The organism is Enterobacter sp. CFEC122, assembly GCF_052983755.1.
The window spans coordinates 81,512-97,570 of the sequence record NZ_JBRIQR010000006.1 but is presented as its reverse complement, the minus strand read 5'-3'; the positions used below and the strand labels follow the sequence as shown (position 1 = coordinate 97,570).

At 57.2% G+C, this 16,059-nt stretch carries 11 protein-coding genes; 5 read left to right on the top strand and 6 right to left on the bottom strand.

Features of this window, described 5'->3' with window-relative positions; all coding sequences use genetic code 11:
- Positions 1 to 57: 57 nt before the first annotated feature.
- Complete coding sequence (locus ACVCAM_RS06460) at positions 58 to 999, top strand: TIGR01212 family radical SAM protein (protein WP_100122167.1); 942 nt, start codon at positions 58 to 60, stop codon at positions 997 to 999.
- Here the strand turns inward: ACVCAM_RS06460 and ACVCAM_RS06455 are convergent.
- Entirely contained in the window at positions 979 to 2,481 is a 1,503-nt protein-coding gene (locus ACVCAM_RS06455) for a helicase HerA-like C-terminal domain-containing protein (RefSeq protein WP_023294672.1), read from the bottom strand. The genes ACVCAM_RS06460 and ACVCAM_RS06455 overlap by 21 nt on opposite strands.
- Before the next feature lie 137 nt (positions 2,482 to 2,618).
- Here ACVCAM_RS06455 and ACVCAM_RS06450 point away from each other — a divergent pair, with 137 nt between their 5' ends.
- Positions 2,619 to 4,259, top strand: coding sequence for a dihydroxyacetone kinase subunit DhaK (locus ACVCAM_RS06450; protein ID WP_025912558.1), 1,641 nt, complete (start codon positions 2,619 to 2,621; stop codon positions 4,257 to 4,259).
- 43 nt (positions 4,260 to 4,302) lie between these two features.
- Here the strand turns inward: ACVCAM_RS06450 and ahr are convergent, their stop codons facing one another.
- The 5 genes from ahr to pepA form a co-directional block, all read right to left on the bottom strand.
- Positions 4,303 to 5,322 (bottom strand): NADPH-dependent aldehyde reductase Ahr, encoded by a 1,020-nt coding sequence (ahr, locus tag ACVCAM_RS06445; RefSeq protein WP_021242270.1) that lies wholly within the window; start codon positions 5,320 to 5,322, stop codon positions 4,303 to 4,305.
- Between the two features lie 83 nt (positions 5,323 to 5,405).
- Entirely contained in the window at positions 5,406 to 5,909 is a 504-nt protein-coding gene (locus ACVCAM_RS06440) for a GNAT family N-acetyltransferase (protein ID WP_008502817.1), read from the bottom strand.
- Positions 5,910 to 6,032: 123 nt separating this feature from the next.
- The gene (locus ACVCAM_RS06435) at positions 6,033 to 8,888 is read right to left on the bottom strand and encodes a valine--tRNA ligase (RefSeq protein WP_023294670.1); all 2,856 of its coding nucleotides are present in this window, start codon (positions 8,886 to 8,888) and stop codon (positions 6,033 to 6,035) included.
- Positions 8,888 to 9,331 carry a DNA polymerase III subunit chi gene (holC, locus tag ACVCAM_RS06430; RefSeq protein ID WP_008502815.1) on the bottom strand — a complete coding sequence of 148 codons (444 nt, stop codon included), beginning with the start codon at positions 9,329 to 9,331 and terminating at the stop codon, positions 8,888 to 8,890. Before holC ends, ACVCAM_RS06435 begins: the two co-directional genes overlap by 1 nt.
- Positions 9,332 to 9,448: 117 nt before the next feature.
- Positions 9,449 to 10,960 carry a leucyl aminopeptidase gene (gene pepA, locus ACVCAM_RS06425; RefSeq protein WP_008501434.1) on the bottom strand — a complete coding sequence of 504 codons (1,512 nt, stop codon included), beginning with the start codon at positions 10,958 to 10,960 and terminating at the stop codon, positions 9,449 to 9,451.
- Positions 10,961 to 11,226: 266 nt separating this feature from the next.
- On the opposite strand from pepA, the gene lptF reads away from it, so the two are divergent.
- The 3 genes from lptF (at position 11,227) to arcB (ending at position 15,878) form a co-directional block, all read left to right on the top strand.
- Positions 11,227 to 12,327 (top strand): LPS export ABC transporter permease LptF, encoded by a 1,101-nt coding sequence (gene lptF / locus ACVCAM_RS06420; protein WP_407223714.1) that lies wholly within the window; start codon positions 11,227 to 11,229, stop codon positions 12,325 to 12,327.
- A complete protein-coding gene (gene lptG / locus ACVCAM_RS06415) occupies positions 12,327 to 13,409 on the top strand; it encodes an LPS export ABC transporter permease LptG (protein ID WP_008501437.1) in 1,083 nt (360 codons plus the stop codon). Before lptF ends, lptG begins: the two co-directional genes overlap by 1 nt.
- 135 nt (positions 13,410 to 13,544) lie before the next feature.
- Positions 13,545 to 15,878: an aerobic respiration two-component sensor histidine kinase ArcB gene (gene arcB, locus ACVCAM_RS06410; protein ID WP_008501438.1), complete on the top strand. Its 2,334-nt coding sequence runs from the start codon at positions 13,545 to 13,547 to the stop codon at positions 15,876 to 15,878.
- The last annotated feature ends 181 nt before the right edge of the window (positions 15,879 to 16,059 follow it).

The following is a 16,059-nucleotide window of genomic DNA, read 5'->3' as shown; positions in this document are numbered from 1 at the left end:
CGACAGAGGCTAAAAATGGCAGGCTTGTCCCCTTTCTCCGGGACGGTCTATCAGATTATGCAGTTACAGAAATTAGTCAATATGTTTGGTGGGGATCTTTTGCAGCGCTACGGGCAAAAGGTTCATAAGCTGACGCTGCACGGCGGGTTTAGCTGCCCGAATCGCGACGGCACCATCGGGCGCGGAGGCTGCACCTTCTGTAACGTTGCGTCGTTTGCCGATGAAGCACAGCAACATAACTCTATCGCTGAACAGCTTGCTCATCAGGCCAGCCTGGTGAACCGTGCGAAGCAGTATCTGGCCTATTTTCAGGCTTACACCAGCACGTGGGCGGAGGTGCAGGTATTGCGATCGATGTATCAGCAGGCCGTCAGCCAGGCCAACATCGTTGGGCTGTGCGTGGGAACCCGCCCGGACTGCGTACCGGACGCGGTGCTGGACCTGCTCAGCGAGTACAAAGAACAAGGCTACGAGATCTGGCTGGAGCTGGGCTTGCAAACGGCACATGATAAAACGCTGCACCGTATCAACCGTGGCCATGATTTCGCCTGCTACCAGCGCACCACGCGGCTGGCACGCGAGCGCGGGCTGAAGGTCTGTTCACATCTGATTGTCGGTCTGCCCGGAGAAGGTCAACAGCATGCCCTTGAAACGCTGGAAAAAGTCGTTGAAACCGGCGTGGACGGCATCAAGCTTCATCCGCTGCATATCGTGAAGGGCAGCATTATGGCGAAAGCCTGGGAGGCCGGGCGGTTAAGCGGTATCGAGCTTGAGGACTATACGGTGACGGCGGGGGAGATGATTCGCCACACGCCAGCGGAGATTGTCTACCACCGCATCTCGGCCAGCGCCCGCCGTCCAACGCTTCTGGCACCGCTGTGGTGTGAGAACCGCTGGACGGGGATGGTGGAAATTGACCGCTACCTGCAGGAGAACGGCGTACAGGGTTCGGCGCTGGGCCGCCCGTGGGTTCCGCGTCTACCGGCGACGGCCGCCTAACAAACTCCCCAGCATGCCGCGCACGATCTGATTGGTGACCTGTCGCGCGGCGCTTTTCGCCATCGTCTGCACTACGCCGTCGCGTTTGCCGCCGCGCGGCCCGGTGCTGCCGAACAGGATGTCTTTGAGTCCGCCAAGAATGCCGTCATCCACGGCGACAGACTGCCCTTTAGCGGCAGGCGCATCCTGCGATTCCGTTGTCGCCTGGACTCCTTTTTGCAGCATCTCGAACGCAGATTCGCGATCCACCTCGTCTTCGTACTTCCCGTAAACCGGTGAGTGGTTAATCAGGCCGTTGCGTTCATCGTCGGTCACCGGCCCCATGCGCGAGCAAGGCGCAATGACCATGGCGCGTTCCACTACGGACGGGCTGCCCTTCGCATCCAGGAACGAGATCAGCGCTTCACCGGTGCCCAGCGCCTGAATGGCGGCTTCGGTATCAAAGGCCGGATTGGCGCGCATGGTTTGCGCGGCGGCTTTTACCGCTTTTTGATCTTTCGGCGTGAAGGCGCGCAGGGCGTGCTGTACGCGGTTACCGAGTTGTCCCAGTACGTTATCGGGTATATCCGACGGGTTTTGCGAGACAAACCAGACGCCGACGCCTTTGGAACGGATCAGGCGGATAACCTGCTCGATCTTGTCCAGCAGCACCTGCGGTGCATCGTTAAACAGCAGGTGCGCTTCATCAAAGAAGAACACCAGCTTCGGCTTCTCAAGGTCGCCCGCCTCTGGCAGCTGTTCGTAAAGTTCAGAGAGCATCCACAGCAGGCTGGCGGCGTAGAGTTTCGGCATCTGGTAGAGCTTCTCGGAGCTCAGGATGTTAATAATCCCTTTGCCGCTGCTGTCGGTGCGCATCCAGTCTTTGATCTCCAGCATCGGCTCGCCGAAGAAGTGCTCGGCACCCTGTTGCTCCAGCGTCAGTAGGCCACGCTGAATTGCGCCCACCGAGGCGCTGCTGATGTTGCCGTACTGGTTCTGGAAGGATTTGGCGTTATCGCCGATGTACTGCGTAATGGCGCGCAGATCTTTGAAATCAAGCAGCAGCAACCCCTGGTCATCGGCAATACGGAAGATGATATTCAATACGCCGGACTGCACGTCGTTGAGGTTAAGCAAACGGGCCAGCAGCAAGGGACCGAGATCGGAGACGGTGGCGCGCACCGGGTGGCCTTTTTCACCGAAGATGTCCCATACCACCACCGGGTTACCGTGCGGCGTCCAGTCCGTGATGCCGATATTCTTCAACCGTTCGAGCAGTTTTTCAGAGGCGGTCCCTTCCTGAGCCACACCGGTTAAATCGCCTTTTACGTCAGCCATAAAGACCGGTACGCCAATCTCTGAAAGCGACTCCGCCAGCTTTTGCAGGGTGACGGTTTTCCCCGTCCCGGTCGCGCCGGTGATCAGACCGTGGCGGTTCGCCATCGTGGGCAGTAAATAGAGCTCTTTTTCCAGCGTCCGGGCAATTAACAATGGTGTACTCATGATGCGCTTCCTCTCGTAGTCCTGGGTGGAGTATAGGCAACCTGACGGTAAAACGGCTGAGTAAATTGCTGACTTTGCGGCGCATTATCCAGCGCGGACTATGCTTTTGCATACGGTTCACAAAATAGTGGGAAACTATGTCCAGATTCTTCTTTAACGATCGCAAACAGCTGGTCAACGATGCCATTGAAGGCATACTGCTCTCTGCGCCACATGCCAATCTCGTCAAGCTTGATATCGATCCGGCCATCCGGATCGTCGCGCGCGGCGACTGGGATAAAAGCCGCGTGGCGGTAATTTCCGGCGGCGGCTCAGGCCATGAACCCGCACACGCCGGGTTTGTTGGCAAAGGGATGCTGACGGCGGCAGTGTGCGGCGATCTGTTTGCCTCGCCGAGCGTGGATGCGGTACTGAATGCCATCGTCGCGGTCACGGGCGATCGCGGCTGTCTGCTGATCGTCAAAAACTACACCGGCGACCGCCTGAACTTCGGCCTGGCCGCTGAAAAGGCCAAACGCTACGGCCTGAAGGTGGAGATGGTGATTGTGGCGGACGATATCGCGCTGCCGGATAACAAGCAGCCGCGCGGTATTGCCGGCACGGCGCTGGTGCACAAGATTGCGGGCTATGCGGCGGAACAGGGGAAATCCCTGAGCGAGGTGCGGGATATTGCGCAACAGGCCTGCGATAACCTCTGGAGCCTGGGCGTAGCGATGCAAACGTGCAACCTGCCGGGCAGCGACGATGAAGAGGGGCGCATTAAGCAAGGCCATGTCGAGCTGGGCCTGGGCATTCACGGCGAGCCCGGGGCTTCCGTGGTGGATACGCAAAACAGCAAAGCCATTATCGACACCCTGGTGACGCCGTTACGCGCGCAGGCGGGGGAGGGGCGTTTTGCGGTGCTGATTAACAATCTTGGCGGCGTATCGGCGCTGGAGATGGCGCTGCTGACCAAAGAGCTGGCGCACTCGGCGCTGAAAGAGAATATCGCGTACCTGATTGGCCCTGCGCCGCTGGTCAGCGCGCTGGATATGAAAGGCTTTTCTCTGACGCTGCTGAAGCTCAACGATTTCTTTGAAAAGGCGATTCACGCCGACGTCGAGACGCTGGGCTGGCAGAAGCCCGTCGCGTTTGCGCCACTGCGCACCGTGGCGCATAGCGCCATTCATGACCGTGTGGAGTATACCCCGTCTGACAATCCACAGGTGCGTGCGTTTGTCTCCTCCGTGTCGACAACGCTGCTCCAGCTCGAAAACCGCCTGAACGCGCTGGATGCTAAAGTGGGGGATGGCGATACCGGCTCTACCTTTGCGCAAGGGGCGTGGGATATTGCGCAGCGCCTGGAGGAGAACGCGCTCCCGCTTAATGACGTGCCTAAGCTGCTGTTACTGGTTGGCGAGCGGCTGGCTACGGTAATGGGCGGGTCGAGCGGCGTGCTGATGTCGATCTTCTTTACCGCGGCCGGGCAAAAGCTTCACGATGGTCAGACGCTCCCGGAGGCCTTGCTCAGTGGACTTACGCAGATGAAGCAGTACGGCGGGGCAGATCTCGGCGATCGCACGCTGATCGATGCGCTGCAACCGGCGCTGGAGGCGTTACAGAAAGGCAATATTCAGGCGGCAGCGCAGGCCGCGCAGCAGGGCGCAGAAGCAACGTCGAAGATGGCGAAAGCCGGCGCGGGACGCTCGTCGTATGTCAATAAAGATAACCTGGATGGAGTGATGGATCCGGGAGCGGTCGCGGTAGCGGAAGTATTTAACGTATTGGCGCAGCAGTGAAAGTAGGCCGGGTAAGGCGAAGCCGCCACCCGGCAAACTCACATCAGAAATCTGCTTTCAGCACCACGCGGTAGCGGGCTTTGCCGTCGCGCACGTGCTGGATCGCTTCGTTGATTTTTGACATCGGATACAGTTCGGTGGTCGGCGCCACTTTGGTGCGTCCGGCGAATTTCATCAGTTTGCGCAGCTCGTAAGGCGTACCGGTTGCAGAACCGGAGATGCTGCGATCTCCGCCGATCAGGGTAAACGCCGGAACCGGCAGCGGCTTCATTACCGCACCCACGGTGTGGAAGTTACCGCCGTAGGCCAGCGCTTCAAAGTACGGCTGCCAGTCGAGATCGACGTTAACGGTGTTGATGATCAGGTCAAACTGGCCCGCCAGCGCGTTCAGCGCCTGCGGATCGCGGCTGTTCACCACTTTATCCGCCCCCATCGCCAGCACTTCTTTCTCTTTCGCCGGGTTCGAGCTGAACGCCGTGACTTCACAGCCCATCGCGTGCAGCAGCTTAATGGCAATATGCCCCAGTCCGCCGATACCGATGACGCCGACGCGGCTGGTAGCGGTGATATGGTGCATCAGCAGCGGCTTGAAGACGGTGATGCCGCCACACAGCAGCGGACCGGCGGATTCGATATCAATGCTGTCCGGTAGCGGGATAACCCATTGCCAGTCGGCGCGCAGTTTATCGGCAAAACCACCTTTGTTGAGAATGGTGGGAACGGCGCCCTCGAGGCAGTTGATTTGATTGCCGCTGATACAGGCATCGCAGTGACCGCAGCTGCGTGCCGTCCAGCCAATGCCCACGCGCTGGCCCACTTTGAGCCCTTTGTCCTGCGCGGCGCTACCGAGCGCCACGACGCGACCAATAACTTCGTGCCCGGCAACCAGCGGATAGCTGGAGAAGCCCCATTCGTTGTCGATCATCGAGAGATCCGAGTGGCAGATCCCGCAGTAATCAACCTGTACTTCGACGTCTTCTGCTTTTAGTTCGCCCGCATCGTACTCGTACAGCTCAAGTTCTGCACCCGCCTGCGGTGCGGCGTAGCTTTTTATCTTCGACATCGTGTTTCCCCCGTTGTGGTGTGAACTGAGAGTGTAGAGCATTCAGTTTACAGCCGCTTAACAGAAGAGGGCAGGAACGAAAGTTACAGACTTTTCAGCATTCTGACTTCGCAATCAACGTGGCCGGTACAGCCCAGCGGCGCATCGATATGCTCAAAGCCCAGATGTTCATACAGGCCGATGGCCTCTTTGAGGAAGGCGGTCGTTTCAAGGTAGCAGCGGGTAAAACCCTGCTTGCGCGCGTGGTCCAGCGCCATCAGCGCCAGCTTTTTTGCCAGTCCTTGTCCGCGTGCCGTTGGCAGGAAATACATTTTCTGCAGTTCGCAGATATCCGGCTCGCTGCAGCTGAGGGGCGCCACGCCGCCGCCGCCCACGACCTGGCCGTTCTGCTCGATGACCCAGTAGGCATGACCAGGCTGGCTGTAGAGCTGGAAAAGCGCGTCCAGATTCGGGTCGGCAACCGTGTAGCCCTTGTCAGCCGTCAGTCCATATTCGGCAGAAACGGTGCGAATAACGGCGGCGATAGCCGGGTTATCCTGCTCAGCGATCCGGCGCATCGTCGTCGCGACGGGGGTAATCACGCTCATAGCATTACTCATTACAAAAATTGACACATAACTGCTGTTAATAGCACCGCAGAAAGGGGAGTGCAAGCGAGGAGTTTTCAGGAAGGTTACCCCTTACGCCCTGAAGCGTAAGGGGTAAAAGCATTACAGGGCAGCGATAACCGCCTGCTGCTCAATCAGCTTGGTCTTCGCATCGGCGAAGGCAACCAGACGCTCACGCTCTTTCGCGATGACCGCTTCCGGCGCGCGGGCAACAAAGCCTTCGTTCGCCAGCTTGCTTTCGATTTTGCCAATTTCCACGTCGACTTTCGCCACTTCTTTCGCCAGACGAGCCAGCTCAGCGTCTTTGTCGATCAGACCCGCCATCGGGATCAGCAGCTCGGCGCCGTCGATGATTTTGGTCACGGAAACCGGACCTTTGTCATCAGCAGGCAGCACGGTGATGCTTTCCAGACGCGCCATGGTTTTCAGGAAGGTGTTGTTCTCGGTGACGCGACGAACGGCCGCTTCGCTACAGCCGCGCAGCAGCAGCTCCAGCGGTTTGCCCGGTGCGATGTTCATTTCAGCACGAATGTTACGTACCGCCACGATCGCCTGCTTCAGCCACTCGGTATCCGCAGACGCCGCTTCATCAACCTTAGCCGCATCGAATGCCGGGAACGGCTGCAGCATGATGGTGTCGGCGTTGATGCCTGCAATCACCTTCACGCGCTGCCAGATGGTCTCGGTGATGAATGGAATAACCGGATGCGCCAGGCGCAGCAGGCCTTCCAGAACGGTAATCAGCGTGTTGCGCGTGCCGCGCAGTTCCGCCTCAGTGCCGCCGTTCATGACCGGCTTCGCCAGCTCCAGATACCAGTCACAGAACTGGTTCCAGGTGAATTCATACAGAATGCCCGCCGCGATATCGAAGCGGTAGCTGTCCAGCGCCTCGCGGAACGCTTTCACGGTCTGGTTGAATTCCGCCAGGATCCAGCGGTCGGCCAGGGAGAGGGTCATCTCGCCGCCGTTGAAGCCGCAATCCTGATCTTCGGTGTTCATCAGCACAAAGCGGCTGGCGTTCCACAGCTTGTTACAGAAGTTACGGTAACCTTCCAGACGCTTCATGTCCCAGTTGATGTCACGGCCGGTCGAGGCCAGCGCTGCCAGGGTGAAGCGGAGGGCGTCGGTACCGTGAGCCTCAATCCCGTTCGGGAACTGTTTCTCGGTGCGCTTGCGGATTTTCTCCGCCAGCTGCGGCTGCATCATGTTGCCGGTGCGTTTTTCCAGCAGCTCTTCCAGAGAGATACCATCAACCATATCCAGCGGGTCGATGACGTTACCCTTGGATTTGGACATCTTCTGGCCTTCGTCGTCGCGGATCAGACCGGTCATGTAGACGGTATGGAACGGAACCTGCGGCTTGCCGTCTTCGTCTTTGATGAAGTGCATGGTCATCATGATCATGCGGGCAATCCAGAAGAAGATAATGTCGAAGCCGGACACCATCACGCTGGTTGGGTGGAACTGACGCAGCGCGTCGGTGTTTTCTGGCCAGCCGAGGGTGGAGAAGGTCCACAGCGCGGAGGAGAACCAGGTATCCAGCACGTCTTCGTCCTGACGCAGGGCAACGTCAGCGCTCAGGTTGTTTTCCTGGCGCACTTCATCTTCGCTGCGGCCAACGTACACGTTGCCTTCGTTGTCGTACCATGCCGGGATACGGTGACCCCACCACAGCTGACGGGAGATACACCAGTCCTGAATATCGCGCATCCAGGAGAAGTACATGTTTTCGTACTGCTTCGGCACGAACTGAATGCTGCCGTTTTCAACCGCTTCCACTGCCGGTTTCGCCAGCACGTCGGCACGCACGTACCACTGGTCGGTCAGCATTGGCTCGATAACCACGCCACCACGGTCGCCGTATGGCACGGTCAGGTCGTGAGGTTTGATCTCTTCCAGCAGGCCGAGTGCGTCAACAGCAGCCACGATGGCTTTACGCGCGGCAAAACGTTCCAGCTTCTGGAACTCAGCCGGGATGTCGCTGGAATAGACGTCGGATTCGTTGCCTTTGGTGTCGTACACTTCTGCGCTTTCACGGATATCGCCGTCGAAGGTCAGAATGTTGATCATCGGCAGGGCGTGACGACGGCCCACTTCATAGTCGTTGAAGTCGTGCGCCGGGGTGATTTTCACGCAGCCGGTGCCTTTTTCCATGTCGGCGTGTTCGTCGCCCACAATCGGAATACGGCGGTTTACCAGCGGCAGCACCACGAATTTGCCAATCAGATCTTTATAACGCGGATCTTCCGGGTTAACGGCCACACCGGTATCGCCCAGCAGGGTTTCCGGACGGGTGGTCGCGACCACCAGGTAATCTTTACCGTCAGCGGTTTTTGCGCCGTCGGCCAGCGGATAGCGGATGTGCCACATGGAGCCCTTGGACTCGCGGTTTTCCACTTCCAGATCGGAAATCGCGGTGCGCAGTTTCGGGTCCCAGTTAACCAGGCGTTTGCCGCGGTAAATCAGGTCTTCTTTGTACAGGCGGACGAAGACTTCTTTCACGGCGTTGGAAAGGCCTTCATCCATGGTGAAGCGCTCGCGCTCCCAGTCCACGGAGTTGCCGAGACGGCGCATCTGACGGGTAATGGTGCCGCCAGATTCCGCTTTCCACTGCCAGATTTTGTCGATGAACGCGTCGCGACCGTAGTCGTGGCGGGTTTTCCCTTCTTCAGCGGCAATTTTACGCTCAACCACCATCTGGGTCGCGATACCCGCGTGGTCAGTCCCCGCCTGCCACAGGGTGTTTTTGCCCTGCATGCGCTGGTAGCGGATCATGGTGTCCATGATGGTCTGCTGGAAAGCATGACCCATATGCAAACTGCCGGTGACGTTCGGCGGCGGGATCATGATGCAGAAGGACTCTTTGCTTTCGTCGCCGTTAGGCTTGAAATAGCCCTGCTGTTCCCAGTGCTCGTAAAGCGGCTGTTCGATATCGCGTGGGTTATATGTCTTTTCCATTATTTCCAGGTTGCCGTATTCAGGTTAAAACCAGCCAGGCGGTACGCTTTATAGCGTTCGCGCGCCAGTTGTTTCAAGGATTCTTCGTAAGGGACAAAGTCTACCACTTCTGTGAAAGCGGTGGCAAAATCTGCAAAATCTATCCGCAGGCTAATCAGAATGTCGCGCGCGCTGCTGTTGCGCTTTTGCGGCCAGGCAATTTCCACCGGCGCCCCGCCGCGTGGCCCTTCGCCTGACAGGTTATGCGGAACAAAGCTCTCAGGCGGGCGGGCCCACAGCGCTTCATCGAGACGAATCGCCTGCTGCTCATCTTCACAGGCTATCAACACGCGTTTGCCTGCGCGCCAACGTTCTGCGGCAATTTCACACACCAGCTGTTCGACGGCGCTGAGTCCATCCTGATGGGTGTCGTTGTCCAGAAGGTAGAACGTTGCATTCTTCATATATGGGGCTTCTTGTCGTGGATTTAAATGCAAAGCCGGGTGGCGCTTCGCTTACCCGGCCTACGGTTGAGTGGCGTGTAGGCCGGGTAAGGCGAAGCCGCCACCCGGCACTTTATATCACTCGTCGCCGTTAAAACCCGCACGATTGAGCAGGAACTGCGACAGCAGCGCCACCGGACGACCGGTTGCGCCCTTTGCCTTACCGGAGCGCCATGCGGTGCCCGCGATATCCAGGTGCGCCCAGTTGTACTTGCGGGTGAAGCGCGCCAGGAAGCATCCCGCGGTGATCGCCCCGCCAGGACGTCCGCCAATGTTCGCCATATCCGCGAAGTTAGACTCCAGCTGCTCCTGATATTCGTCACCCAGCGGCAGACGCCATGCGCGGTCACCGGCCTGCTCCGAGGCGCTAATCAGCTCGTGCGCCAGCGGGTTGTGGTTCGACATCAGGCCGGTAATGTGGTGGCCAAGGGCAATCACACAGGCGCCGGTCAGGGTGGCGACGTCAATGACCGCTTCTGGCTCGAAGCGCTCAACGTAGGTCAACACGTCACAGAGTACCAGACGGCCTTCGGCGTCGGTGTTCAGCACTTCTACCGTCTGGCCAGACATGGTGGTCAGGACGTCACCCGGGCGATACGCGCGACCGCCGGGCATGTTTTCGCAGCCCGCCAGGACCCCGATCACGTTGATCGGCAGCTGAAGTTCCGCGACCATGCGCATCACGCCGTAAACCGCCGCCGCGCCGCACATGTCGTATTTCATCTCATCCATGCCTTCGGCAGGCTTGATGGAGATACCGCCGGAATCGAAGGTCAGGCCTTTACCGACCAGCACGACAGGGCGCGCGTCTTCGGCCGGGTTGCCCTTGTACTCGATAACCGACATCAGGGATTCGTTCTGAGAGCCGTTACCCACCGCCAGGTAAGAGTGCATTCCCAGCTCTTTCATCTGCTGTTCGCCGATGACGCGGGTAATCACGTTTTTGCTGTAGGCGTCGGCCAGCTGGCGCGCCTGAGAGGCGAGGTAAGCGGCGTTACAGATGTTCGGCGGCATGTTGCCGAGATCTTTTGCCGCTTTAATACCGGCGGCAATCGCCAGACCGTGCTGGATGGCGCGCTCGCCGCTGGTCAGCTCGCGACGGGTTGGCACGTTAAAGACCATTTTACGCAGCGGACGACGCGGCTCGCTTTTATTGGTCTTCAGCTGATCGAAGCTGTACAGACTCTCTTTTGCCGTTTCGACTGCCTGACGCACTTTCCAGTAGGTGTTACGCCCTTTAACGTGCAGCTCGGTCAGGAAGCATACCGCTTCCATTGAACCGGTATCATTCAGCGTATTGATGGTTTTCTGAATCACCTGCTTGTACTGACGTTCATCCAGCTCGCGTTCTTTGCCGCAGCCAATCAGCAGAATGCGCTCTGACAGTACGTTCGGAACATGGTGCAGTAACAGCGTCTGCCCAGGTTTGCCTTCCAGTTCGCCACGGCGCAGCAGGGCGCTAATATAGCCGTCACTGATTTTATCGAGTTGTTCGGCGATCGGGGAGAGTCGGCGTGGTTCAAAGACGCCCACAACGATGCAGGCACTCCGCTGTTTCTCCGGGCTACCGCTTTTTACACTGAACTCCATGCACTACGCTCCTGAATCTTAAAGACAACGGCGGCGGCTACGGATAGAATTGAAACCTTTCGTAACTCATGTCCGCTGTTGTGGTGACTTCGTGTTAATCTTACGTTACTACGGTTTCGACACGTCAGAAAAAGTCCTGAAGCGTGAATCCGCCGGATGTTTTAATCTTAGCGATGATTTCGACGACTCAAGAGAATAAATGACGTTTAAGCCATGAAACAAGCGATTTTCCAGCAAAGAGACGGGTTTTTACGGGCGTATTTAAAGTGATAATCATAAGATATCTGGTGCGGGAGACGCTCAAAAGCCAACTGGCGATCCTCTTCATCCTGCTGCTGATTTTTTTCTGTCAGAAGCTGGTTAAGATCCTCGGTGCGGCCGTTGACGGCGAAATTCCAACAAATCTGGTGCTTTCCCTGCTTGGTTTAGGGATCCCGGAAATGGCGCAGCTTATCCTGCCGCTAAGTCTTTTCCTTGGCCTGCTCATGACGCTTGGGAAACTCTACACCGAGAGTGAAATCACGGTGATGCATGCCTGTGGCCTGAGCAAAGCGGTGCTGGTCAAAGCCGCCATGATACTGGCGCTGTTCACGGGTATCGTTGCGGCGGTGAATGTGATGTGGGCGGGTCCTCTGTCTTCTCGCCATCAGGACGAAGTGCTGGCCGAAGCGAAAGCCAACCCCGGCATGGCGGCGTTAGCCCAGGGACAGTTCCAGCAGGCAACCGACGGAAACTCCGTGCTGTTTATTGAGAGCGTTGACGGCAGCAAATTCAACGATGTCTTCCTGGCGCAGCTGCGTCCTAAAGGTAACGCGCGTCCTTCTGTGGTGGTTGCCGACTCCGGTCAGCTTGCTCAGCGCAAAGATGGTTCTCAGGTTGTGACGCTGAACAAAGGCACCCGTTTCGAAGGCACCGCGATGCTGCGTGACTTCCGCATTACGGATTTCCAGAACTATCAGGCCATTATCGGCCATCAGACCGTGGCGCTCGATCCAACGGATACCGAGCAAATGGACATGCGTACCCTCTGGAATACCGATACCAACCGAGCGCGTGCTGAGTTCCACTGGCGTGTTACGCTCGTCTTCACCGTGTTTATGATGGCGCTGATTGTCGTTCCGCTGAGCGTGGTGAACCCGCGTCAGGGACGCGTGCTCTCTATGCTGCCAGCGATGCTGCTTTACCTGATCTATTTCCTGCTGCAAACCTCGATTCGTTCCAACGGCGCGAAGGGTAAGCTGGACCCTATGGTCTGGACATGGTTCGTTAACAGCCTGTACATCTTACTGGCGCTGGGGTTAAACCTGTGGGATACGGTGCCTGTGCGCCGCATACGTGCCCGATTATCGCGTAAAGGAGCCATCTAATGCAGGCGTTTGGCGTTCTTGATCGCTATATCGGTAAAACCATTTTTACCACCATCATGATGACGTTGTTCATGCTGGTGTCCCTCTCCGGCATTATCAAATTTGTCGATCAGCTGAAAAAAGCCGGGCAGGGGAGCTATGACGCGCTGGGCGCGGGGATGTATACCCTGCTCAGCGTGCCGAAAGATGTGCAGATCTTCTTCCCGATGGCGGCCCTGCTGGGGGCGCTGCTGGGGCTGGGGATGCTGGCGCAGCGCAGTGAGCTGGTCGTTATGCAGGCTTCGGGTTTTACCCGTATGCAGGTCGCGCTGTCGGTAATGAAAACCGCCATCCCCCTGGTGCTGTTGACCATGGCGATTGGCGAGTGGGTCGCGCCGCAGGGCGAACAGATGGCGCGTAACTACCGTGCTCAGGCGATGTACGGCGGCTCACTGCTCTCGACTCAGCAAGGTTTATGGGCGAAAGACGGTAAAAACTTCGTCTACATCGAACGGGTGAAGGGGAATGATGAACTGGGCGGAGTGAGCATCTACGCTTTCGATGACCAGCGCCGTCTGCAGTCCGTTCGCCACGCCTCTTCGGCGAAGTTTGACGCCGAACATAAGCAGTGGCGGTTGTCCCAGGTTGATGAATCTGACCTGACCGATCCGAAACAGATTACGGGTTCTCAGACGGTAACCGGTACGTGGAAAACCAACCTGACGCCCGATAAGCTCGGCGTCGTGGCGCTGGATCCTGACGCGCTCTCCATCAGCGGTTTACACAACTATGTGAAATACCTGAAGTCGAGCGGACAGGATGCGGGACGCTATCAGCTCAACATGTGGAGCAAAATCTTCCAGCCGATGTCCGTGGCGGTAATGATGCTGATGGCGCTGTCGTTTATCTTCGGTCCGTTGCGCAGCGTGCCGATGGGGGTCCGCGTCGTGACCGGCATCAGCTTCGGCTTTGTGTTCTACGTGCTCGATCAGATCTTCGGTCCGCTGACGCTGGTTTATGGCATTCCGCCGATTATCGGTGCGCTGCTGCCAAGCGCCAGCTTCCTCCTGATCAGTCTCTGGCTGCTGTTGAAACGCTCCTGATTGACCTCGCCTCGCTTCCGGTTACCCGGGAGCGAGGCTAATCTCCTGTTTCACCCCGCACTTTTTCTCACAACCTTCAACGTCCCGCCGCGAATTTGAGTATTATTGAGCGATAACGTCGTGAAGGGATCCTCTATGAAGCAAATTCGAATGCTTGCCCAGTATTACGTCGACCTGATGATGAAGCTTGGGCTGGTGCGTTTTTCCATGCTGCTTGCGCTGGCGCTGGTCGTTCTGGCCATTGTCGTGCAAATGGCGGTTACCATGGTTCTGCATGGTCAGGTCGAGAGTATCGACGTCATCCGCTCTATCTTCTTTGGCTTGCTTATTACTCCCTGGGCGGTCTATTTCCTTTCCGTGGTGGTTGAACAGCTGGAAGAGTCCCGTCAGCGTTTGTCTAAGCTGGTGGATAAGCTGGAAGAGATGCGCGAGCGCGACCTGAAGCTCAACGTCCAGCTCAAAGACAACATTGCGCAGCTGAATCAGGAGATTTCAGATCGTGAGAAAGCGGAGGCCGAGCGTCAGGCCACCCTGGAGCAGCTGAAAATCGAAATGAAAGAGCGCGAGGTCACGCAGATCCAGCTTGAGCAGCAATCTTCTTTCCTGCGATCGTTCCTGGATGCGTCGCCGGATCTGGTGTTCTACCGTAATGAAGATAAAGAGTTTTCCGGCTGTAACCGGGCGATGGAGTTGCTCACCGGGAAAAGCGAGAAGCAGCTGATACACCTGAAGCCGCAGGACGTTTACTCTGAAGAGGCGGCGGCCAAGGTCATGGAGACCGACGAAAAAGTCTTCCGTCATAACGTCTCGCTGACCTATGAACAGTGGCTGGATTACCCGGACGGGCGCAAAGCCTGCTTTGAGATCCGTAAGGTGCCCTACTATGACCGCGTGGGGAAACGCCACGGCCTGATGGGCTTTGGCCGCGACATCACCGAGCGTAAGCGCTATCAGGATGCCCTGGAGCGCGCCAGCCGCGACAAGACCACCTTTATCTCCACCATCAGCCACGAGCTGCGTACGCCGCTTAACGGCATCGTCGGGTTGAGCCGTATTCTGCTGGATACCGACCTGACCGCAGAGCAGGAAAAATACCTCAAGACTATCCATGTTTCAGCGGTCACGCTGGGTAATATCTTCAACGATATTATTGATATGGATAAGATGGAGCGCCGTAAAGTTCAGCTTGATAACCAGCCTGTGGATTTCACCAGCTTCCTTGCCGATCTGGAAAACCTGTCTGGCCTGCAGGCGCAGCAGAAGGGACTGAGCTTTGTCATGGAGCCAACCCTGCCGCTGCCGCATAAAGTGGTGACGGACGGCACGCGACTGCGCCAGATCCTGTGGAACCTGATCAGCAACGCGGTGAAATTTACCCAGAAAGGAAAGGTTGCGGTGCGTATCCGCTATGACGAAGGTGACATGCTGCACTTCGAGGTGGAAGACTCCGGGATGGGTATTCCGCTGGAGGAGCAGGACAAAATCTTCGCCATGTACTATCAGGTGAAGGACAGCAACGGTGGGAAACCGGCCACCGGTACGGGCATTGGCCTGGCGGTCTCTAAACGTCTGGCGAAGAGTATGGGCGGCGATATCACCGTTGCCAGCCAGCCTGGCAAAGGGTCAACCTTCACGCTGACGGTCCATGCCCCTGCGGTGGCGGAAGAGGTAGAGGATACCTTTGAAAATGACGATATGCCGCTGCCTGCCCTGCACGTCCTGCTGGTCGAAGATATTGAGCTGAACGTAATTGTGGCGCGCTCTGTACTGGAAAAACTGGGCAACAGCGTGGATGTCGCGATGACCGGCAAAGCCGCGCTGGAGATGTTTAAACCAGGCGAATACGATCTTGTTCTGCTGGATATTCAATTACCGGATATGACCGGGCTGGATATCTCGCGCGAGTTGACGCGTCAGTACGCGGCCGACGAACTGCCGCCGCTGGTTGCCCTGACGGCGAACGTGCTGAAAGATAAAAAAGAGTATCTCGATGCCGGTATGGACGATGTACTCAGCAAGCCGCTGGCGGTGCCTGCTCTGACCGCTATGATCAAAAAGTTCTGGGATACCCATGATGAAGAGGAGAGCACCATGACGTCTGTTGATAGCGCAAAAGCCCAAACGATACTCGATACCGCGATGCTGGAACAGTACATCGATCTGGTGGGGCCGAAACTGATTACCGACGGTCTGGCGGTGTTCGAAAAAATGATGCCGGGCTATCTGAGCGTGCTGGAATCCAACCTGACGGCCCGTGACCAGAAGGGGATCGTGGAAGAAGGGCATAAAATCAAAGGTGCCGCCGGCTCGGTTGGCTTACGCCATCTGCAGCAGTTGGGGCAACAGATTCAGTCGCCTGATTTACCTGCATGGGAAGATAACGTGGGTGATTGGGTTGAAGAGATGAAACAGGAATGGCAAAACGATGTGGCGGTGCTAAAAGCCTGGGTTGACGCCAGAAAAAAATGACCCCGGATTAACCGGGGTGCGCGAATACTGCGCCAACACCAGGGAAATCGTGGCTGCGCCTGTTTTTAAACGTTATTTTTGAAAGGGCGCTGCCTGAAAAATTTAGGCCGCACGCAGATAAGATAGCAAATCTTAAATGGTTTGTTACATGAATCAGTGAAATGTGTGAAGCATAGCGTTT